This is a genomic window from Paenibacillus sp. MDV22-iso6 (assembly GCF_058408365.1).
The window spans coordinates 69,170-91,248 of record NZ_JBZVDZ010000001.1; the positions used below are offsets into that span (position 1 = coordinate 69,170).

General features: G+C 48.1%; 20 protein-coding genes. 17 read left to right on the top strand and 3 right to left on the bottom strand.

Going from position 1 to position 22,079, the window contains the following annotated elements:
- Nucleotides 1-138: 138 nt before the first annotated feature.
- From AC4PM4_RS00435 to AC4PM4_RS00445, 3 genes are read left to right on the top strand one after another with little or no spacing between them, the layout of a single operon-like run.
- Complete coding sequence (locus tag AC4PM4_RS00435) at nucleotides 139-906, top strand: DeoR/GlpR family DNA-binding transcription regulator (protein WP_090805633.1); 768 nt, start codon at nucleotides 139-141, stop codon at nucleotides 904-906.
- Nucleotides 907-925: 19 nt separating this feature from the next.
- Nucleotides 926-1,384, top strand: coding sequence for an OsmC family protein (locus AC4PM4_RS00440; RefSeq protein WP_079694564.1), 459 nt, complete (start codon nucleotides 926-928; stop codon nucleotides 1,382-1,384).
- 58 nt (nucleotides 1,385-1,442) lie between these two features.
- Nucleotides 1,443-2,033 carry a DUF2062 domain-containing protein gene (locus AC4PM4_RS00445; protein ID WP_063563324.1) on the top strand — a complete coding sequence of 197 codons (591 nt, stop codon included), beginning with the start codon at nucleotides 1,443-1,445 and terminating at the stop codon, nucleotides 2,031-2,033.
- Here the strand turns inward: AC4PM4_RS00445 and AC4PM4_RS00450 are convergent.
- Nucleotides 2,011-2,940, bottom strand: a complete 930-nt coding sequence (locus tag AC4PM4_RS00450) for an AEC family transporter (RefSeq protein WP_488730925.1) — start codon at nucleotides 2,938-2,940, stop codon at nucleotides 2,011-2,013. The two genes, AC4PM4_RS00445 and AC4PM4_RS00450, sit on opposite strands and share 23 nt — an antisense overlap.
- A 215-nt stretch (nucleotides 2,941-3,155) precedes the next feature.
- On the opposite strand from AC4PM4_RS00450, the gene AC4PM4_RS00455 reads away from it, so the two are divergent.
- The 13 genes from AC4PM4_RS00455 to AC4PM4_RS00515 all read left to right on the top strand — a co-directional run bounded on the left by AC4PM4_RS00455 (nucleotide 3,156) and on the right by AC4PM4_RS00515 (nucleotide 19,208).
- The gene (locus AC4PM4_RS00455; RefSeq protein ID WP_072732503.1) at nucleotides 3,156-4,238 is read left to right on the top strand and encodes a lactonase family protein; all 1,083 of its coding nucleotides are present in this window, start codon (nucleotides 3,156-3,158) and stop codon (nucleotides 4,236-4,238) included.
- Between the two features lie 406 nt (nucleotides 4,239-4,644).
- Nucleotides 4,645-5,277 carry a 3-hexulose-6-phosphate synthase gene (gene hxlA, locus AC4PM4_RS00460; protein WP_063563327.1) on the top strand — a complete coding sequence of 211 codons (633 nt, stop codon included), beginning with the start codon at nucleotides 4,645-4,647 and terminating at the stop codon, nucleotides 5,275-5,277.
- 5 nt (nucleotides 5,278-5,282) lie between these two features.
- Nucleotides 5,283-5,846, top strand: coding sequence for a 6-phospho-3-hexuloisomerase (hxlB, locus tag AC4PM4_RS00465; RefSeq protein ID WP_491612415.1), 564 nt, complete (start codon nucleotides 5,283-5,285; stop codon nucleotides 5,844-5,846).
- 285 nt (nucleotides 5,847-6,131) lie between these two features.
- Nucleotides 6,132-6,491, top strand: coding sequence for a winged helix-turn-helix transcriptional regulator (locus AC4PM4_RS00470; protein ID WP_063563329.1), 360 nt, complete (start codon nucleotides 6,132-6,134; stop codon nucleotides 6,489-6,491).
- Nucleotides 6,492-6,890: 399 nt separating this feature from the next.
- Nucleotides 6,891-8,693 (top strand): oligoendopeptidase F, encoded by a 1,803-nt coding sequence (gene pepF, locus AC4PM4_RS00475; protein WP_491612418.1) that lies wholly within the window; start codon nucleotides 6,891-6,893, stop codon nucleotides 8,691-8,693.
- A gap of 117 nt (nucleotides 8,694-8,810) precedes the next feature.
- Entirely contained in the window at nucleotides 8,811-9,317 is a 507-nt protein-coding gene (locus tag AC4PM4_RS00480) for a DUF2500 domain-containing protein (protein ID WP_256336127.1), read from the top strand.
- Nucleotides 9,318-9,558: 241 nt separating this feature from the next.
- Entirely contained in the window at nucleotides 9,559-11,052 is a 1,494-nt protein-coding gene (locus AC4PM4_RS00485) for a rhamnulokinase (protein WP_491612421.1), read from the top strand.
- A gap of 1 nt (nucleotide 11,053) precedes the next feature.
- Nucleotides 11,054-11,815 carry a DeoR/GlpR family DNA-binding transcription regulator gene (locus tag AC4PM4_RS00490; protein ID WP_079694552.1) on the top strand — a complete coding sequence of 254 codons (762 nt, stop codon included), beginning with the start codon at nucleotides 11,054-11,056 and terminating at the stop codon, nucleotides 11,813-11,815.
- A 67-nt stretch (nucleotides 11,816-11,882) separates the two neighbouring features.
- The gene (locus tag AC4PM4_RS00495) at nucleotides 11,883-12,611 is read left to right on the top strand and encodes a (Fe-S)-binding protein (protein WP_063563333.1); all 729 of its coding nucleotides are present in this window, start codon (nucleotides 11,883-11,885) and stop codon (nucleotides 12,609-12,611) included.
- Nucleotides 12,608-14,125 (top strand): LutB/LldF family L-lactate oxidation iron-sulfur protein, encoded by a 1,518-nt coding sequence (locus AC4PM4_RS00500; RefSeq protein ID WP_274566519.1) that lies wholly within the window; start codon nucleotides 12,608-12,610, stop codon nucleotides 14,123-14,125. The genes AC4PM4_RS00495 and AC4PM4_RS00500 overlap by 4 nt, the downstream gene beginning before the upstream one ends.
- A complete protein-coding gene (locus tag AC4PM4_RS00505; RefSeq protein ID WP_072732509.1) occupies nucleotides 14,115-14,840 on the top strand; it encodes a LutC/YkgG family protein in 726 nt (241 codons plus the stop codon). Before AC4PM4_RS00500 ends, AC4PM4_RS00505 begins: the two co-directional genes overlap by 11 nt.
- Before the next feature lie 260 nt (nucleotides 14,841-15,100).
- On the top strand, nucleotides 15,101-15,655 hold the full coding sequence (locus AC4PM4_RS00510; RefSeq protein WP_491612423.1) for a glutathione peroxidase: 555 nt from the start codon (nucleotides 15,101-15,103) through the stop codon (nucleotides 15,653-15,655).
- 379 nt (nucleotides 15,656-16,034) lie between these two features.
- A complete protein-coding gene (locus tag AC4PM4_RS00515) occupies nucleotides 16,035-19,208 on the top strand; it encodes a bifunctional cytochrome P450/NADPH--P450 reductase (protein WP_491612424.1) in 3,174 nt (1,057 codons plus the stop codon).
- 237 nt (nucleotides 19,209-19,445) lie between these two features.
- On the opposite strand, the gene AC4PM4_RS00520 is transcribed toward AC4PM4_RS00515, so the two are convergent.
- Complete coding sequence (locus tag AC4PM4_RS00520; protein WP_269056821.1) at nucleotides 19,446-19,844, bottom strand: hypothetical protein; 399 nt, start codon at nucleotides 19,842-19,844, stop codon at nucleotides 19,446-19,448.
- Between the two features lie 120 nt (nucleotides 19,845-19,964).
- Between AC4PM4_RS00520 and AC4PM4_RS00525 the strand changes: the two genes are divergently transcribed.
- Complete coding sequence (locus AC4PM4_RS00525; protein WP_063563339.1) at nucleotides 19,965-20,309, top strand: hypothetical protein; 345 nt, start codon at nucleotides 19,965-19,967, stop codon at nucleotides 20,307-20,309.
- Nucleotides 20,310-20,428: 119 nt separating this feature from the next.
- Here AC4PM4_RS00525 and AC4PM4_RS00530 read toward each other — a convergent pair whose 3' ends face one another.
- Nucleotides 20,429-22,075, bottom strand: a complete 1,647-nt coding sequence (locus AC4PM4_RS00530; protein ID WP_491612427.1) for an MGH1-like glycoside hydrolase domain-containing protein — start codon at nucleotides 22,073-22,075, stop codon at nucleotides 20,429-20,431.
- Nucleotides 22,076-22,079 lie beyond the last annotated feature (4 nt).

The window sequence follows — 22,079 nt, forward strand, 5'->3', positions numbered from 1 at the left end:
TTCGAAATGGAGGGAGCGTAAGCTCCCTCTTTTTTGCACCCTCTGCGCCCTTGATGAAATTCTACTTCCGGGGGCACTGTGGTATGATGGGATGAACAGGATTCATCTTGGATAATCAACGGTTTGGAGTGAATGAAGATGCTCGTGGCTGAACGTTATGAGAAAATTGTGGAATGGGTAGATTCCCAGGGAAGTATGCGCGTAACCGAGCTGAGTGAGCGCTGCGGTGTGACGGAAGAGACGATCCGTCGTGATCTGGACAAGCTGGAGCAGGCGGGAAGGCTCAGACGTTCCCACGGCGGGGCTGTCAGCGTAAAATATAAAGAAGAGGGGCAGTCGGAGATCCCTTATCCGGAGCGGGCTGTAACTCATGCAGAAGAGAAACGCAGAATTGCGGACGAAGCGTTGAAAATGGTAGAGCACGGTGACCGGATAGCGCTCGATGCCAGTACAACTGCGTGGTATATGGCGGCTGGACTGCCGAACATACCACTCACCGTGTTGACCAACTCCATTAAGGTCGCAGCGGAGCTGAGTAACAAGGAACAGATCCGTGTAATCGCGACAGGCGGGCAGCTTGCTTCGAAGTCCCTATCGTTTGTAGGGCCGCTAGCTGAACGGTCGCTTGATGCGTATCATGTGGATAAAGTTTTCTTATCCTGCAAAGGTGTACATTTGACCAAGGGCATCAGTGAGTCGAATGAATTGCAGGCGCTGGTGAAGCAGAAGATGATCAGCATAGCTGATGAAGTTATTTTGCTGGCGGATTCGAGCAAGTTTGGCGTGCAGGCTTTTACAAGAGTGGCTGAACTCAGCAGTGTGGCAAAAGTAATAACGGATCTGGGCTTAGAGGAAGAGCAGGTTAGCGCACTGAACGAACAATCCATAGCATGTGTCCGTGTCTAATTAGAAAGGAATGAATATAATGAAACATCCTTTTCACCTGAAAGCTACTTGGAATGGTGGACGTAACAGTGAAGGGCATATTGATGCAGGCGGGTTAAAAACAGTCATTTCGATTCCACAGGAGATGGGTGGTCCGGGTACCGGTACCAATCCGGATGAAATGCTGCTGGGTGCAGCGTCCACCTGTTATTTGATTACGCTGGCAGCAATGCTGGAGCGATCGGAGATTACACCGGATGAGCTGACACTGGAGTCCGAAGCGACAGTGGATGTTACCAATAACGTATTTACGTACGAACGGATCACACACAGACCTCGCATTGTGCTCAAAGCGGATGCATCTGATGCTGATGTAACGAAGGCGGAGCGCTTGGCACATAAAGCAGAAGAGTCCTGCATGATCTCCAGAGCGGTAGCAGGTAACGTCGCCATTGAGACACAGCCAGTGATTATAACAGCAGGCGTTAACGCGGTGTGATATACTGAAGAGTAGGCGGCTTCAGCCGTCATTTGTGTAAGATAAGGGGAAGTTCGGTATGAACCTACAGAAAAGCAAAAACTCACGTTTTGCGCGTTTAACACGTGCTTTGAAGCTTAATTTTCTCAAATTGTTACGTGCTCCCGGCGGGGCACATAAAGTATCTACCGGATTTGCTTTGGGTTTTGGTCTGGAATTGATCGTCATTTCCACAGCATCACTGGTATATCTCGTGTTCTATCCGATTGTACGTTTGTCCGGTGGTTCACTGCCAGCGGCTATTGTGGGCAATGTGGTCGGCAAGCTAACTTTCCTGCCCATCATATTGATGCCGCTTGCCAAGCAAATTGGTTCCTGGATATTGCCGGCGCACAGCATGGGGCAGGGGCTTGTTCATGAGAGTGCCTTTATGGAGCTGTTTCGCGGCAACTGGTCCGCGCTAAGTGAACTATTGCGGGGTGGCCTGGATATTCTGGCAGGCATGTCCGTCTTTGGGGTCATCCTGGGTGTGATTTCTTACTTTGTCGTCAAGTTCTTCTATGTCAGAGCACTGAAACGTCGCTTTGAACGTCGGTTGGAGAAACGCAAGCAAGCAGCGATGTCTCCAACTTCAGCTTCCGTGCTGATCAGGAAGACATCACAATCATGATCGGCAGAATGACCATGGACGCAGCAGTTGTCCACAGAATACAGCGGGACACAAACTGCGGAGACGCATTGAATTGCTCGGCCAAAATTACGGCGTTCACTGCGGTCGGCATGGACGCTAGGATCAGCAGCACACTGAATAACGTTCCTTCAATCTGAAGTGCAGTCAGGATTAGATATGAGAGTACTGGCGCTGCAGCAAGCCGTACTATAAGTCCAGTCCAGAACGCTTTGCGCACGTTAGGTTTCCAAGGTTCGACGGAACCACGCGCTCTGAGCATCTGTGCACCGAGAATGGCCAGTACGACAGGGGAGTAACCGGCTGCGAGCATGGAGATGCCTCCATCCAGTGCCACTGGCAAGCTCAGATTGGATGCACGCAGGATGATGGCTATCGCAGCAGCATAGATGGAAGGCATACGGAAGACGGACAGAATCGCATTTTTGACCGTGAATTCCGATCTGGCGGCAAAAAAGATACCTACTGTGTTTACAATGATCATCTGTCCGATGACATATACCGAAGCCTTATCCAATCCAAGCTGTCCAAAGGCAAGCAACACAAGCGGGAGCCCATAATTCACGCAGTTCGTAAACGTGGAGACGAGGGTGAGTCCCGCTTTTTCGCTTGCCCCAAGATGGAATACTCGGCTCAGCAGTTCAGCCAGTGCCCACAAGGCGATCAGATTAATCATGGAGAACCAGAATGTGCCGGTTACGTCTGTCCATGTAATATCAGCATGCAGCAGTGTATCAAAGATAAGCGCAGGGCTCAAAATATAGAGGGAAAAGGTCGACAGCGGCCGAGTATCCCAATTTTTGAACCGTTTTAACAATATTCCTCCGATCACGGGAAGCGATATGGGCAGAAATACATGATATAACGTGAGCAGAAATGAATTAAACAATCGAAATTCAGTCCTTTCTGGATGAAAAACCTATTTTATCATAGCAGAAGTTGACCTTTGTCGGAATGGATATTGGTATTGTCTTACGTCATGAGCGATGTGAATGCCACTTCTTTGATGGGATGCGCAGGGGCGGTGGATTGCTATTTTGATATGGCAGATTTATTATAGAAGAGGTGCAACCAGATTACATACACATAGAGGAGGAAACTGTAATGAGTGAATCAAAACGCTTGCTCGTATTGGTCGGCTCTTATGCCGAAGCGGAAAATGAGGGCATTTACGCATATGAATTGAATGAGGATACAGGTAACCTCTCCAAGCTTGACGGCATCGCGGGCGTGAAAAATCCAACGTTTGTAAACGTGGATGCTGAAGGTAATAAACTGTATGCGATCGGTGAGACGGCGTCTGCCGAAGGCAATAAAATGTCTGAAGCTGTAGCTCTGAGCATTGATCCTTCAACAGGAAAATTGTCATTGCTGAATCGTCATGACTCCATTTCGGCTCCACCATGTCATATCCAACGTGATCCTTCCGGACGTTACTTGATCCTTTCCAGCTACCACGGTGGTCTGGTGGGTCTGCAAGCCCTGACGGATAACGGTGAAGTTGGCGTGCTTCTGGATGAAAAGAAACATGAAGGCAAAGGTGCGCATCCTGAACGTCAGGACAAGCCGCATGTGCATTCTGCATTCTTCAGCCCGGATGGAAAATACATGATGGTACAGGATCTGGGTGCGGACAAAATCGCAATCTACTCCATTGATGCAGGCAAGAATGAACTCGTACTGCACAGTGAAACCAAAACACATCCGGGTGCAGGACCTCGTCACTTGGCATTTCATCCGAACGGTCAATTCGCCTATGTTATTAACGAAGTGGATTCTTCCATTACGACTTTCCGTTATGATGCAGCAGCAGGCACGTTGACAGAGGTTTCCACCGTGTCCACATTGCCTGACGGCTATGACGGCAGTGAAAACACAACAGCTGAAATCGCCGTATCAAACGATGGTCGTTTCGTATACGGTTCGAACCGCGGGCATGACAGCATCGTGGTATTTGCAGTAGACGCTGAAACAGGACATTTGAAACTGGTTGAGCATGTATCTGCTGAGGGTGAACACCCACGTCACTTTGCTTTGACTCCGAATGGCAAACTGCTGATCGCAGCTAACCGCGATACCAACAATATCGTTTCCTTTACAGTGGATCAGGAGAGCGGGCGTCTGAAATACACAGGCCACAGCACAGGTGTATCCAAGCCGGTATGCGTGAAACCTGTTTATCTGTAAATCCAAGATTTGAATGATTAACCGAGAGGTTTAAATACGTTTTCAGGATCAATTTGTATAATCTTGTTGACTTGATACTTTGGAAAGACCCTGTCCTTGTGGCGGGGTCTTTTTTGATGAGAAGAGGAGCACATGAATTCGCAGATAACCACATATGTGGATTGTGAACGATAACTTATTTTCGAATTTAAGTTCATATAACAATGTAATTCAATCAATAGTATCGTGCAAGTAACTACCTGACTTCAAAGTGCGTACTTCCTTAACGGATAGTCGGGTTCTACAATGAATGAGTAGCCATGACAAACATTGCATGCATCTGAACTGGCTGAACGGTGCAGGCTAAATATTTTAACATCCTTTACAGGATATACTCATACTCGAACAACAAAAGGAGAAATGAATCGTGAAATTGCAATTGGCATTGGACTTGGTAAACATCCCTGAAGGTATTGCACTTGTTAAAGAAGTTGAACAATATATCGATATCGTTGAGATTGGTACGCCAATCGTTATTAATGAAGGTTTGCACGCGGTAAAAGCGATGAAAGAAGCATTCCCTAATCTGCAAGTTCTTGCAGACCTTAAAATTATGGACGCTGGTGGTTATGAAATCATGAAAGCAGCTGAAGCTGGTGCGGATCTGATCACTGTGCTTGGGGCAACCAATGATAGTACGATCAAAGGTGCAGTAGCAGAAGCGAAGAAACAAAACAAACAAGTTCTTGTGGACATGATCAACGTGCCTAATCTTGAACAGCGTGCTCGCGAAGTTGATTCGCTTGGCGTAGATTACATCTGTGTACACACAGGTTATGACCTGCAAGCTGAAGGACAAAGCCCGTTCGAAGATCTGCAAACGATCAAACAAGCCGTGAAAAATGCAAAAACAGCTGTAGCTGGTGGCATCAAGCTGGAAACATTGCCTGAAGTGATCAAAGCACAACCGGATCTGGTGATTGTGGGTGGCGGTATCACTGGACAAGCAGACAAAGCTAAAGTAGCAGCTGAGATGCAACGTTTGGTTCAACAAGGGTAAGACAGATGAGCAGCCGACAATACGCAGTGGACATCTTGAAGGAGCTGGAACGTACGCTAAGCCAGATCGACGACTCGGAGATGCAGGCCATGGCGGAACATATTCTGGCTGCCGAACAGATTTTTGTGGCAGGCGCAGGCCGATCCGGTCTGATGGGAAAGGCTTTTGCGATGAGATTGATGCAGATGGGTCTGCGGGTATATGTAGTTGGGGAGACCGTTACGCCAGGGATCTCTCCGAAAGACTTCCTCTTGTTATGCTCAGGCTCAGGGGAGACAGGCAGTCTGGCAGCGATGGCTCAGAAGGCCAGTAAAGCAGGTGCTCCTGTGGGTCTGATCACAATTAAACCAGAGTCCACCATTGGACAGCTGTCCGATACCGTGGTTCGTCTTCATGCATCCGCCAAAGAAGATACAGCAAACGCCGGAGCGGCAGTGACCATACAGCCGATGGGCTCTCTGTTTGAACAGGGGCTGCTGCTGAGCATGGATGCACTGGTGCTCACCATGATGGAAATGAAGAGTATGACTGGAGCAGACATGTTTGGGCGTCATGCTAACCTGGAATAGACCATATGTCATAAACTTGATGAAGTAGAATAGATGGAAGACCGGAATACCCTTAAACAAGAGGGAGTTCCGGTCTTTTCTGCTATCGTTGTTTGTGGTCTGATTCGGGGTTTGCTTAACATCAGAGTCTTGCTGTAGTAGAATGTATACAAGCTGTATCGAACCAATGAACCCGTTATATGATACAAGGGAGCGGCAAGTTCTCCTGTTGCGGAGTGTTCTTGTGATATGCGAAATGCATTTTAGCGATATAATATTGAGTGGAAGAAAAGGGGGCTCGGAGCCATGGCAACCGAAGTCAAGGAACGCATCAACTTGAAAGAGATCAACTGTGAGAAAGAATTGACCCTTGCTGTTATTGGCGGCAAATGGAAACTGATTATTTTATGGCATCTGGGTCTTGAAGGCACCAAACGTTTCAGTGAATTGAAGCGATTGATTCCTCATATTACCCAAAAGATGCTGACCAACCAGTTGCGTGAGCTGGAGGAAGACAAGCTAATTGAGCGCAAGGTGTATGCAGAAGTACCTCCTCGTGTGGAATATACGATGACGGATCACGGACAGAGCCTGATGCCCGTGCTGCATGCGATGTATAACTGGGGTAAAAACTATGGTGAAAATGTAATTTGGAAATCAGAATAAGTTATAGTCAGACGAACCGCCGGGTAAATGGACACTTCCATTACCTGGCGGTTTTTCTTTCCCTCTAATTCACTGACAGTTTTAAAAAAGTTTTCTTGAAACGTAGAAGGCAGAAATAGCCTGAAGAAGCGAAGCGTTAGCCTAAAAGCTTCTGAAAGAAAGCTGCATCGGAAGCATATGCTTATCCCCGGATTTCCCCTTTAGAAAAGGGATCAAAAAATCTGGGGATAACAGCGATCGGAAGGTTATTCTTCCGTCGGAGTGGTAAGTGTGAATATTTTTTAGTCCAATCTATAATCCCTTGAACCAAAAGGCTCATTTTAGGATATGTAAGGCATAAATGCTCCGAATATGATACGATGAGAGATATTGGAAATGCAAGGAGGAGGACATTTAACGATGGAAAAAATACGTACACGCGATGAAGTAAACCAAGAGACTACCTGGGACTTGCGAGACTTGTTTGGGACAGACGCAGAGTGGGAGCAGGAGCTTAGATCACTGCCTGAAGCTGCTGCCCATATCGAAACATTTAAAGGACATCTGGGCGAAGGCGCTGAGCAGCTGCTGGCCTGTCTGGATGCCCGCGAAGCTTTGCAGGAACGCATTAGCAAAACAGCTTCATATGCCCGGCTGAAACAGTCGGAGGACAGTACCAATCCCGTGAATATTGAGAATTCAGCCAAGGCGGGAGACATCTTATCGAATTTGTCGTCGTCCTTGTCTTTTGTGAATTCCGAGATCGTGGATCTTCCGGATGGAACGGTTAAACGTTATATTGAAGAACTTCCGGGTTTGCAGCCGTATGCCCGCAGTTTGGATCGTCTAATTCAGGAAAAGGCACATCGTCTTTCGCCCGAAACGGAGAAGGTACTCGCTTCCCTCGGGGAAGTGCTGGACTCGCCATACCGGATCTATCTGCGTGGTAAATTAGCAGACATGACGTTTGACGATGCACTTGATGGCGATGACAATAACCGCCCGCTGTCCTGGTCATTCTATGAGAATAATTATGAAATGTCATCGGATACAAAGCTGCGCCGCTCTGCGTATGCTGCATTCAGCTCCAAGCTGAATGATTACAAAAATACGTTTGCTGAAGGTTACGCAACCGAAGTGAAGAAACAGGTCGTCATGTCCAGGCTGCGTGGATATGATGATGTTACAGATATGCTGCTCAGCCCGCAGCAGGTAAGCAAAGAGATGTATAACAATGTACTGGACATCATCCAGCAGGAACTCGCACCTCACATGCGCAGACTGGCAGCTCTCAAGAAACGTGAGTTAGGTCTGGACAAGCTGATGTTCTGTGATCTGAAAGCACCACTGGACCCTGAATTCAGCCCTGCCATTACATATGAGGAAGCCTGCACGCTTATTCGTGAAGCTCTTGCCGTGATGGGACCGGAATATGGCGACATTGTGGAGCGTGCATTTAGTGAGCGCTGGGTAGATTACGCAGATAATGCGGGCAAATCGACAGGAGCTTTTTGTTCGTCCATATATGGTTCTCATTCCTATATCCTGATCTCATGGGCAAACAATATGCGCGGAGCATTTACACTTGCCCATGAAGTGGGACATGCTGGACATTTCATGCTTGCCGGGCATTACCAACGTCTTACGAATACACGACCGTCCCTCTATTTCATAGAGGCGCCTTCGACAATGAATGAAATGCTGCTGGCAGATCATTTGTTGAAACGTTCTGATAATCCGAGAATGCGTCGTTGGGTCATTTTGCAATCGCTCAATACGTATTACCATAACTTTGTTACGCATCTGCTTGAAGGTGAATTGCAGCGTCAGGTGTACGCACTCGCAACTAAGGATGAACCTATCACAGCGAAGACGTTAAGTCAGCTGAAAGGCAACATTCTCTCCGAGTTCTGGGGGCCTGATCTGGTGATTGATGAAGGGGCGAAATTGACCTGGATGAGACAGCCTCATTATTATATGGGATTGTATCCATATACCTATGCAGCAGGTCTGACGGCATCTACCGCTGCTGCACAGCTGATTCGGGAAGAGGGGCAGCCTGCCGTGGATCGCTGGCTTGATGCATTGAAAGCGGGAGGAAGCCTTGATCCGCAAGAGCTGATGAAGCTTGCGGGTGTGGACATGTCTGGACCTGGGCCGATTCGTGCTGCTGTTGCCTATGTTGGCAGTCTGGTCGATGAACTTGAACGTCTGTATTCGTAATCAGGTTCATATAGTATACGGACAAGGCTTGTAGGGTTGTCTGCGTGCACCGTCTCCTTGGCAGGGGGCGGTGCATCTTAATTTGCAGGGAGAAGGGAACGATGATGAATGACGTCATTGAGCATATCTTCATCACTGGGCTGGTTAAGCATGGATGGCTTCGGTATTTTTGATGACATGAATGATGTTCCGGGATTTGAGGGCAATCAGAGTGGTTTTTTTGCTGGATTCAATGAGTTTGGAGCAATGAGTGCGTTTGGATCCATTTTTATCGGTGGCGTTTTTCTCATCATTGCTGGTGTCATTGTTTATGCCATTATTTCAGGGGTACGCACATGGTCATCGAATAATGCATCAGCGCTGTTAACCTTGCATTCAACGATTGTGGCAAAGCGAACTAGAGTTAGCGGGGGAACAGGGGACAGCAGGGCTTCCACTTACTATTACATTACATTTGAGCTCGACAACGGTGAACGGGTAGAACTGAACGTAGGTGGGAGTGACTACGGTATGCTTGTGGAACATGACCGAGGCATGCTGACATATCAGGGGACCAGGTTTAAGCATTTTGAAAGAGATGTGCAGCCCCAGTCCGGTGTTAGTAAAAACAGCTTTTATACGTAAAATAACAGGAAGGCGGCTCCTCCCGAGTGGAGAGAGTCGTTTTTGGTATGGGTAAAAGAAACCAATCACAGGGTATTCAAACGCTTACAATGATGATATACTCGTAAAATAAAGCAAAACAGTATAAAACAAAAATAAACAAACAACAAAATAAAGAATAAAGTGCAGAGCAGCTATGATTGAAATCAAGAAATATTCAAGAGCGAAAATATAGTATGGGATGAAGGGCTGGTGAAGAGCGGTGAGTGTGCTGGCGTATGATTTGGGTGCTGGAAGCGGGAGAGCACTGCTGGGTCATCTGAATGATCGGGGAATGGAAACGATGGAGATCCATCGGTTCAAGAATGAACCGGTAAAAGCGGGGGAGCGGCTGCACTGGGATATATTGAGGCTGCACCATGAATTGCTGGAAGGGCTGAACCATGTTAAACAAAAGGGAGAGCAGCCTGAAAGTCTGGGGATTGATTCCTGGGCGGTTGATTTTGGACTACTTGGGAGTCATGGTGAATTGTTGGGCAATCCATATCATTACCGTGATGCACAATTTAACGGCATGATGGATCAGGTGCGTAAGGAATTGACCTCTCAGCGAATTTTCGAACGCACAGGCATCCAGTTTCTTAGCTTTAACACACTGTACCAGTTGGCTACGCTTAAGCGGAAAGGCTCCCCACTGCTTAACGAAGCGGAGCGTTTCCTCATGATCCCCGATCTGCTTCGTTACTTTCTGACCGGTGAAGCGGTGAATGAGTTTACCAACGCCACCACAACACAGCTATACAATCCAACCATAGGGCATTGGGACAGTGAACTGCTTGCACATATCGGTATTTCGGAGACACTGTTCGGAGAAGCAGTCATGCCAGGTACTCGAGTGGGGCAGCTGCGCAGCAGCATTTGCAGTGATCTTGGCTTATCTGCCATTCCGGTTATTGCGGTTGCAGAGCATGACACAGGTTCGGCGGTTGTGGCTGTTCCGGCAACAGAGCGTTCATTTGCTTACCTAAGCTGCGGAACCTGGTCACTTATGGGCACGGAGATTGATCACCCCGCCATCAGTTCCGAGAGTTTGGCGCTCAACTTTACGAATGAGGGCGGGGCAGGCGGTACGTTCCGTTTGCTTAAGAACATCATGGGCCTGTGGATTTTGCAAGAATGCATGCGTGAATGGGAACGGAAAGGACAGGGAATCAGCTATGCGGAGTTACTGAGCAGGGCGGAACTTGCTCCTCCATTTGCGAGTCTGTTTGATCCCGATGATGAGCGGTTTATGCCAGCAGGGGATATGACCTCTCGTATACAACAATATTGCCGTGATACAGGGCAGACTGAGCCGCAAGATCAGGGGGCTATTGCCCGTTCTATTCTGGAGAGCCTTGCACTGAAGTATCGGAGGGTGCTGGAATGGACAGAACAACTGTCCAGACAGTCTTTTAATGGATTGCATATGGTCGGTGGTGGCATTCAGAATCGCTTGTTATGTCAGTGGACAGCCAATTCCATTGGCAAATCGGTATGGGCGGGGCCAGCAGAAGGTAGTGCGATCGGGAACATGGCTGTACAGTGGATGGCAAGCGGAGCCTTTAAGGATATATGGGAAGCCCGCAAGGTCATTCGTGATTCATTCCCAGTTACTGATTATGAACCAAAGGACAGACCCATCTGGGAAGAGGCCTACGGCAGATTCCTAAGGTTGACGGCTTCGCCCAAATCACAAGCCGGGAGCGAGGTGTAACATGCTGGCAGCAGAGCGCTATGACCGGATTGTGGAGATGGTTAATGTTAAGGGCAGCATGCGTGTATCCGAGCTTAGTGAGCACTGCCGGGTAACAGAAGAGACCATTCGGCGTGATCTGGATCGGCTGGAGCAAGCAGGGCGGCTGCGCCGTTCCCATGGCGGCGCTGTCAGCGTGAAGGAAGAGCAGCCGGAGATTCCTTACCGGGTAAGGGAAACAACACATGCAGAGGAAAAGAAAAGAATTGCCCAGTCGGCTCTATCCATGATTCGTCCGGGTGATCGAATTCTACTGGATGCCAGCACGACAGCAGGGTATATGGCGGCCAATATGCCGGATATGCCATTGACTGTATTAACCAATTCCATACAGGTAGCCACTGAACTGAGCAGCAGGGAAAAGATTGAAGTCATCTCGACTGGAGGCCAGCTGGCCCAACGATCTCTGTCTTTTGTTGGACCGCTCGCGGAACGTTCTCTTGAGACATATCATGTCGATAAATTGTTTCTGTCTTGTAAAGGTGTGCATCTGGAAGGCGGAGGAATCAGTGAATCCAATGAGCTTCAGGCACGGTTGAAGCAGAAAATGGTCGGCATATCCGACCAGGTCATTTTGCTTGCAGATACGAGCAAGTTTGGGGTTCGTGCATTTGCCCGGGTAACCGGGTTAAATGCGGTTCATGCGGTGATCACAGATCAGTCGCTTGATGATGATTTGATAGAACGACTGAACAGCTATGATATCTCAATCACAAGGGTATAAAACAATACGGTATTTGATACTTTTATGCGTTATAACAACAATTCATCAGTTATAGGAGCGTGTAATCATGAAGGTCTCCTTATTCATTACCTGCCTCAGCGATGCCATATATCCCCGCGTGGGGGAGGCGATGGTGAGATTGCTCGCCGCTCATGGCGTTCGGTTGGATTTCCCGCCCGTGCAGACCTGCTGCGGTCAGCCTTCCTACAACAGCGGGTATTGGGATGAGACACGGGTAGCCGCCAAAACGATTCTGGAAGCCTTTGATGATAGTGATTTTGTCGTCTGTCCCTCGGGCTCCTGTACGTACATGATTCATCATTATCCCGAGCTGTTTGTCGATGAACCTGTGTGGCTGGAGAAGGCTAAACGTTTGGAAGCCAAAGCCTACGAGTTCACACAGTTCCTCGTTCAGGTGCTTGGCATCACGGATTTGGGTGCACATTTTCCGCATAAGGTTACATACCATCCCTCCTGTCATGGCAGCCGTTTGTTAGGCGTAAAGGATGAGCCTATGGCATTACTTTCGGCAGTAAAAGGTTTGGAATTTGTTCCCCTTCCTTACGGAGAGGATTGCTGCGGCTTTGGGGGTACCTTTGCCATCAAAATGCCGGATATATCTGGTGCCATGGTCACAGAAAAGGTAGATCACATCAAAGAAACGGAAGCTGAAGTATTGGTAGGACTAGATATGGCCTGTCTAATGAATATCGCAGGTAATCTGCGGTATCGGAATGAACCAGTGCGTGTGATGCATTTGGCCGAACTGCTCTATGAGGGGGTGCAAACAGGATGAGTCAACCCGGTGTAATGGATGTTACCGTCAAAGAACGTGCAGAACTGGCTTTGAATGATGACTTCCTGCGGAAAGCCGTCAAGTTTACGACAGAGCGATTGCGTAATGGCAAGAAGTCCGCATCCGAAGAACATGGCAACTGGGAAGAATGGCGCGAACGTGGACGTCAGATTCGTCTGCATACGATCGCACATCTGGATTATTACCTGAATGAATTCGTCAATAATGCACGTGCCAATGGAGTTCATATTCATTTTGCGGATACTTCGGTAGAGGCAGCCGCAATAGCACTTGATATTGCGGCTCACAAGCAGGCTTCTACCGTGGTAAAATCCAAGTCCATGGTGTCCGAGGAAGTGCATCTCAACCATGTATTGGAATCCGCAGGTATTGAAGCAATAGAGACCGATCTGGGCGAATATATCATTCAATTGGCGGGTGAAGCCCCATCCCATATCGTCATTCCGGCTATTCACAAAAATCGATACCAGATTGCGGACCTGTTGTCCAAGGAAGCGGGAGAAATTCTGGAACCGGACACCACCGTACTTGCCGGATTTGTACGCAAAAAGCTGCGTGAGAAGTTTCTTGAAGCAGATATAGGCATGACCGGCTGCAATTTTGCGATTGCGGAAACGGGTTCCATGGTCCTATTCGAAAATGAAGGCAATGCCCGTATGGTATCCACCGTGCCAAAAACACAGATTACCTTAATGGGCATGGAGCGTATCATTCCATCCTGGACGGATCTCGAGGTGATGGCAACCTTACTGCCACGCTCCGCGACAGGTCAAAAATTGACGATGTATATGTCAGGTATAACCGGCCCTCGCCGAACAGAAGACGGGGACGGGCCAGATGAAATGCACATTATTATCGTGGATAATGGACGTTCACTTCAGTTGGGTGATCCCGAGTTTCAGGAGCTGTTGAACTGTATTCGCTGTGGTGCATGTTTGAACGCTTGTCCGGTATATCGTCATATCGGCGGGCATGCCTATGGTGGAACCTACAGTGGACCGATTGGAGCGGTACTTACACCTGCACTCAATGGCAACATCGATGAATGGAACGACATCGCGGGTGCTTCCAGTCTGTGCGGAGCCTGTTATGAAGCCTGTCCTGTCAAAATTCCGCTGCATGATATGCTCGTATATTTACGTAGACGCAAGGTGGAAAAGGGCCATGGCAATAAGCTTGAGAGCGCTGGTATGAAAGGTTTTGCAGCGGTTGTATCCAATTCTAAACGATTCGGAGCGGCTATACGTCTCGGACAGATTGGTCAGAAAGTCATTGTTCGGAATAACGGAATTTCACTTAAACTTGGGCCCCTCAAAGGCTGGAACAGCTATCGGGTTGCGCCAAGCCTCGCGAAGCGTTCCTTCCGGCAGCAATGGAACAAGTTGGATCAGGAGCTGAATCAGGAGAAGAAAGAAATGGATTCTTCCGTTCGGGATCGAATGGAACAGATTCTGCGTGAGCGCGAGGGGGGTGGTGGTCAACATGAACACTGAACATCAGGAATGGCTGGAGCAATTGGAGAAAAAATCTCGTGCGAAGCAGGAACACTTTATGAATGACATTGCGTCCAAATTGAGAAGACCACGGCAGACACATGCTCCGACCCAACCTTTTCGCGGTGCACCCGCATTCTGGACGGATCTGGACTGGGACATAGATAAACGCATACAGGCATTTACCGATAATTTTGTGAGTGTAGGTGCTCATATTGCACGGGTAAGAGACATTGGCGAAGCTTCGGACTTTATCGCTAATAAATCTCATGAATTGAGTGCGAAATATATCATACGTCAGAATGAACAGGCGCTGACGGATCTTGGATTGGAAGAGCAACTTCCCGATGTGCAGATTTCTGTATGGAACAGCAAAGCAGAGGAGAACTGGAAGGCACGGGCAGCCGAGGCAGATATCGGTGTAGTAATGGCGGATTATGCCACAGCATATACGGGTTCTGTCACGGTGCTTTCTTCGCCAGAAAAGGGACGCTCAGTGAGTCTATTGCCAACCGTACTCATCATTATTATTCCAGTTGAACGGCTCTACACCAGACTTGGTGAAACGCTTGATCGATTCGATGAAGCGGGAAGAGAGAATCTTCCGGCAGGCATACATTTTATTTCCGGTCCTAGTCGTTCTTCTGATATTGAAAATGATTTGACGATTGGTGTTCATGGGCCGGGGATTGTATATGGTCTTATTATGGGTTAGCTACATTTCGAAATGCACAACCTTAACGAATGACTGTCCAAAAGCAGCTTTTTGTCTGCGAAGGGCAGTTTTTTCTATGTCTAGTATGTCCATTATGAAAGGGATCATGAGCCATTCAATCATATGGCAGTAGATAAAAATATTCTATAGATAAAAACTATTAATATTATAATTATTATATATTTAACCTATCAAGAGAAGCGGCGTATAATCCATTCCAAGATAGGTTCATGTGAGAACCGACCAAGGAGGCGTTATGAATGAGTATATTTTCTTATCAGGTTCCATTCATGGATGGACACGTGGGCGATTTATCTGTTTTTGAGGGGAAAGTGCTACTTATCGTGAATACAGCCAGCAAGTGCAGTTACTCTCGACAATTTACGGAGCTTCAACACCTGTATGAGCAGTATCGTGATCAAGGGCTGGAGATCCTGGCGTTTCCCTGTGATCAGTTTAATCAGAAGGAGCCGGGCAACAATGATGAGATAGCTCAGTATTGTAGGAATCATTTTCATATATCCTTTCCGATTTTTGAGAAGATCGAGGTTACCGGACAGTCCATACATCCTTTGTTTCGCTATCTGGTCGATACAGCCCCATTTGAGGGTTATGACGTGGAATCGGAAGAAGGTCGGTGGATGGATCAATTCCTAGAGGAGAAACATCCCGAATTATACCGGGGAGACGGGATCAAATGGAATTTCACCAAATTTTTGATTAATCGAACCGGGGAAGTGAGTGGTCGCTATGAGACTACGGTTGCACCGATAGAGATGGAGTCAGCGATTCGGAACCTGCTGATACAGGCTTAGTTTGAGTTGGAGCGAACTGTGTATCATCGGAATTCTGGTATTCGTTCAGAGCAAAATAATCTCTATATGGAGGGACCAAAGGGGAAATTTACTCATGCCAATTCGGATGGATACCCATTGGTCCTACGACTTTGAGACTGTTGAAGATTAGGACTGGAAATGTTAGGGTAAAAGAAAGATAACGAAGGAACCCATTTTTTTTAATCTAAACTGACCAATATACCATTTTGGTCAGTTGGTTCCGGTATGAATTTCAGGTTATCTGGATGAAATATGAAAATTTGCAGAAAATGTAGTCATGTCTGTTGATCTGAAGTCGTAATTGAACAAAAGTATTATTTTTTAGTCGAACGTAACACTTGGAAGAGGAGTGAGTATTATGGCGCAAATTTCAGTTCCCCAACCCAAAACTTTTGGGCCTTTAGGAAACTTACCACAGTTAAATACCGATGAGCCTGTACAATCCCTGGTGAAACTCGCTGAAGAGTATGGCCCCATTTTTCGAATGGATTATCCTGGCCGAAGTGAATTGTATATTTCAGGTCACGAACTGGTAGCCGAGGTAACCGACGAATCCAAATTCGATAAACGGGTATGGGCACCGCTGGAGAAGGTACGTGCATTTGCCGGAGATGGCCTGTTTACAAGTTGGACTCAAGAACCGAATTGGAAAAAAGCTCACAATGTGTTGCTGCCCAGCTTCAGCCAGCGTGCAATGCAGGGATATCACAACAAAATGATTGATCTCGCTGTACAACTCGTGCAGAAGTGGTCCAGATTGAATCCGGATGAGACGGTTAACGTACCTGATGATATGACTCGTCTCACCCTGGATACGATTGGATTGTGTGGATTCAACTACCGATTTAACAGCTTTTACCGGGAAGAACCGCATCCCTTCATTACCAGTATGGTTCGAGCACTAGACGAATCGATGAGTTCGTTGCAGCGTTTGCGTCTGCAAGACAAGCTGATGATCACCAAAAAGAAACAGTTTGAGCAGGATATCCGTTCGATGTACTCTCTGGTGGATCATATTATTGCGGAGCGCAAGGAGCAGCCCCAGGAAGGGGCGGACGATCTGTTGTCCCATATGCTTAGTGGCAAGGACCCGGAAACCGGGGAAACGCTGGACGATGAAAATATCCGTTACCAGATCATCACCTTCCTGATTGCTGGACATGAGACGACGAGTGGCCTGTTGTCCTTTGCCATCTATTATTTAATGAAAAACCCGGATACCCTTGCCAAGGCTCAAGCTGAAGCAGATCAGATTCTGAAAGATCCGGTTCCGACATACAATCAGGTCCGCAATCTGAAATATGTTCGTATGGTTTTGAACGAAGCATTGCGGTTGTGGCCTACGGCTCCGGCATTCTCCTTATACGCGAAGAAAGATCTTGTTCTGGACGGGAAATATCCTTTGCAAAAAGGGGATAGTGTCAGTGTACTCATTCCCAAGCTGCACCGGGACCGCGACGCTTGGGGAGACGATGTGGAGGAATTCCGTCCGGAACGGTTCGAAGATCCGAGCAAGGTGCCACATGACGCCTATAAACCATTTGGTAATGGTCAGCGGGCCTGCATTGGTCAGCAATTCGCCCTTCAGGAAGCAACACTTGTGCTAGGAATGGTCCTGAAGCATTTTGAATTCATCGATCATGCGGACTATCAGTTGAAAGTGAAAGAAACGTTGACGCTCAAACCCGATAACTTCACGATTCGTGTTCGTGCACGCGGGGGGCAACCGGTCATGGCTGTTCCGGGTGTTGCCGTGGAGGAACCGACTCCGGTTGCCAAAAGACAAGAGCCGGATACAGCAAATGCCCATCACACCCCGATGCTTGTCCTATATGGATCTAATCTTGGGACTGCGGAAGGCATTGCGCGTGAAATCGCAGATACCGCAAGATATCAGGGCTTCCGCAGCGAGGTGGCTACCCTGGATGATCGTGTAGGCAAACTTCCGAAGGAAGGCGTCGTCATCATTGTGAGCGCATCCTACAATGGTCAGCCACCAAGCAATGCCAAGGATTTCGTCGAGTGGATTGAACATGCGGAGGCAGGGGAATTCCAAGGCGTTCGATTCTCCGTTCTCGGATGTGGGGATCACAACTGGGCCAGCACGTACCAGCGTATCCCGCGTTTGATTGATGAGCAGTTATCTTCCAAAGGAGCAGAACGGTTATCACCGATCGGAGAAAGTGATGCCAGCGGGGACTTTGAGAAACAGGTTGGAGACTGGACCGAGCAACTATGGCCGGATTTGGCACGAACTCTGGGCCTCAAGTTGAACACAAGCTCAGGTAGTGAGCGCAGTTCCTTGTCAGTACAGTTTGTCAGCGGACTGGCGGTAACGCCGCTCGCGGATACGTATGATGCACATGTTGCTGAAGTGCTTGAGAATCGGGAACTTCATGATGCGGGCAGTGAACGAAGCACACGTCATCTGGAGATTAAACTGCCTGAAGGCGCAACGTATAAAGAAGGCGATCACCTGGGCATTTTGCCGCAAAACCCGTCTGAGCTCGTAGAACGAGTACTGAAACGATATGGATTCACAGGTACGGAACATCTGGTTCTGGATGCCTCTGGTCGCAGCGCAGCTCATCTGCCATTGCACCAACCGGTTAGTCTGGTCGATCTGCTCAGTCACAGTGTGGAGCTTCAGGAAGCGGCAACTCGGGCCCAACTGAGGGAGCTGGCGGCGTACACGGTGTGCCCACCGCATAAGAAGGAGCTCGAAGCGCTTCTTGATGAGTCTGTTTACATGGAAGAAGTGCGTAAGAAACGCATATCCATGCTGGATTATTTGGTGAAATACGAAGCATGTGAGCTGCCTTTCGAACGGTTTTTGGAACTGCTGCCTTCCCTGAAAGCCCGATATTATTCAATCTCCAGTTCACCGCGAGTGCAGCCTGAGCAGGCCAGCATAACCGTCAGCGTAGTGCGTGCTCCGGCGTGGAGTGGTCAGGGAGAATATAAAGGTATAGCGTCCAACTATCTGGCGAACTTGAAGCCGGGTGAAGAGGTTGTCATGTTCATACGCACGCCTGAGTCCGGGTTCGAACTGCCAGAAACTGCAGAGGCTCCGATCATTATGGTTGGTCCGGGGACGGGCGTAGCTCCATTCCGTGGTTTCCTGCAGGCAAGACGTGTACTGAAGGAACAGGGTGAGAAGGTTGGCGAGGCGCATCTGTATTTTGGATGTCGCAACCCTGAACATGATTATTTATATAAAAATGAACTCGAAACTGCGGAGCAAGAGGGCCTTGTCCAGCTTCATACCGCCTTCTCCCGCGTGGACGGGGAAGAGAAATGTTACGTGCAGCATCTAATGAGAGATGATGCCCACAAACTGATTCCTCTGCTCGAACAGGGTGGACATCTGTATGTTTGCGGCGATGGCAGCAAGATGGCACCTGATGTTGAAGCAACACTCAAGAAAGCGTACGCTGATGTCAGCGGCAACTCCACAGAGGAAGCCGATGCGTGGTTAGAACGTTTGCAGCAGGAAGGTCGTTATGCCAAGGATGTGTGGACAGGCATCTGAGTGATACGTTCCTGATTCCAATGATTATTGATAGGCATCTGCGCGGTGAGACACAGAAGGGTTCTGTGCTCACCGCTTTTTGCTATGGCACAATATCCGAGCAGACCAATGCAGGTATGAGTTATACTAGGGAATAGAAATATGCATATCATGACATGGGGTTGACCCAGGGCATGGATCGTTTCTCTCATTAGGCGATTGCTGGCACAGATATGAATTCAGCGATGTCTGGTCTCATTATTTCTTCTTTTTATTCGTTGGACGATAGATCGATTCGACCTGAGTTAGCGGAAAGAGAATACGTGAGGAGAATTTACCTTTTCCCTGCAGCTCAATGTAATCCAGTCCAACACCAACAAGTCGGATATTGTTAAATGCGTTTCCGGATGGGAATACCGTGCGGATGCCTACCCGTATGCCTCGCCGTGCTCGTGGTACATCAAATACACGAATGGAAAACAAACTGAGTGGAATAAATAACTGCCGATTGACTTTGATAAAATTGCGCGGATATACTTTTCTAATTATTCCAGGTTCCAGACCAGACAATGGAGCATTCAGTTCTGCCAGATGTCCCTGGAACTCGACCAGACGCTGCTGAAGTGTTTTTCCTGTATGAAGTTGGTGCCAATTCATAAGCAATCCTCCGTTCGCCATTTATACCTACTATATGAATGGACGAGGGCAAGAGGTGAGCAAAATGGCGCCCATGTTACTCATGATAAGGTACAACTTAAGATATAGGGAGTGATTCAGATGGACGTGGAAATGTATAAAGACCTCATTCGGGATGAACGTGGCAACTATTATATCGCGGTACAGATAGAGGGTAATGAGCTTACGCTTGTCAACGCATTTGTTGAAGCATCGTTTACACCGGAACTGATCTATAATGAAGAATTTCGTAATAAACATAAAGAGATGGAAGGCGGCTTTGTAGGCAAAATTGCAATGGACCTTCTCCGGCATGATGTGGTCATGGGTTTGAAACAAATGGACAGAAAGCTGTTGGAGCTGTCGGAAGTTGAACAGAAGTACACGGTGAACTATATAGATACGATTGAGTTCTATCGCCACCCTGCGTGGGAGCGGAAAGCATAAGCGAAGGCTCATTTTCGTGGACAGTCCATTAGGATAGTAAAATCGTAAAAGCGCAAGTACAGGGGAGCTACCCTTGCCACTTGCGCTTTTGGCGTTGCAACTATTCATCGGGAAACGCACTATCGATAGGAAGGATAGATGATGCCGATATCTCGTTCTGTTTTCAAGCTTCCCTCTATATACCGCTGGAGTTCATTTCCTTTGATTCGAATCGGAATGGAATTCCCTCGATAGATCAGTTCACCCTCAATCGTGCGCACGCTCATTCCGATGACGCCTTCCAAATGTCCACCCTGATCCGTAATTAACCGAATTCCTGCTGGCCCCTCCATAAGAATCTTACCATCCTGATATACCGTTACCCGTTCTGGCGTGTTCACCAATTCAAAATGCAGCCCATTCACCGTACGGCTGTACGCCGTATGACCAGCGACTTCTTCGCCATGATCCATGTCGATGGGGAGAAGACCGGTAAACCACAGTTGGTCCGATCCAACCGGCATGATGCCGCATAACCGTTCCACATAATCAAGCAGGCAAAGAATGGAGGGGGAATAGGTTTCCGTAAAACCCTCCTCCCCGGTCCATGGGCTTAAAGCCTGCGCAAAGCGCGTTGCTTTGGAAAGGGACGACAAGATGGGTTGCAGTACCCAGGTCAATTCCACATAGCGATGGTGATATTCAAAAGCATGTGGTGCACGGATCAGACTCAGGAAGTTGGATGCTCCACCCCAGCTGTTATAAGAGGAGAACGGATCGAACCGTGGATCATCCATCGACATGGAGGTGAACGGGTATTTGGCAAAAAACTTACTTGTGTTCAGCAAATACCGGCGCAGTATGTTATCAAACAATCCACGGTCGCCCACCTCGCAGGCCATCACGCGCAGCAGCACATCGGACTGTACCCTGACGAATTCGTCATTGCGATCCCGGTCGTAGAAGAACATATCCTCTTCGTCATAACAGTAGCGAAAGAGACTTTCGAGACTGGCTTCAGCTTTTGCTTTCCAATCACCACCAGACTCCCCAAGTTCCTCAGCCATTTGGGATAAATACATGCGCTGGCAATATATATTGGCGGTTAAGTCTGGTGCCAAAAAAGGCAGGACCGGAGAGTCCGGATGGTAGGACGCAGCATCATTCATATATGGTGTATCCGGGACGTGCCAGAACCGTGGGGACAGATCATGCCCGGTATCAAAGGTACTAAATGCCTCCACACAGCCGGTCCCTCGGGTATTGCGATACGTTGCAATCCATTCGTCGTATTGAACCATGGCCTTGTACATAGTCTTCAGGAAGGAACGGTTCTTTCCATGAAGCAGGTAGTGGTTCCATACGCTTCGTGCCAATGGTGTAACGAGCTGAATCTGGCGAAAGGATGGACCGTTCTCCGTTAGCTTATAAGGTAGCAATCCATCTTCTCTTTGGTGTCGGGCAAAAGCAAGATAGGTCGTTTCCGATACGGAAGGAATCAGACGTGACAGCAGTTCCGCATTAATGGTGCCCGTACTCTCCAGCCAGCAACCCAGATAGATGCCACCTTCCTGAAGAATGGGCTCAATGCCGTTCAGGGGCACAATGCAAGTCAGTAACTTCTCCAATGCGGAATAATAAGTTGCTTCCAGTCTTCCACCAGTTGCCGCGAATTGAACACCCGACGCCTGCCATTCCTGTATTAACTTTTGATCTTCCGGTTTACCTGGCTGCACATGATCGTGGATCGAGATCTGACGCAGCTTGTTCAGCAGGGCTTCTGTCATGTCG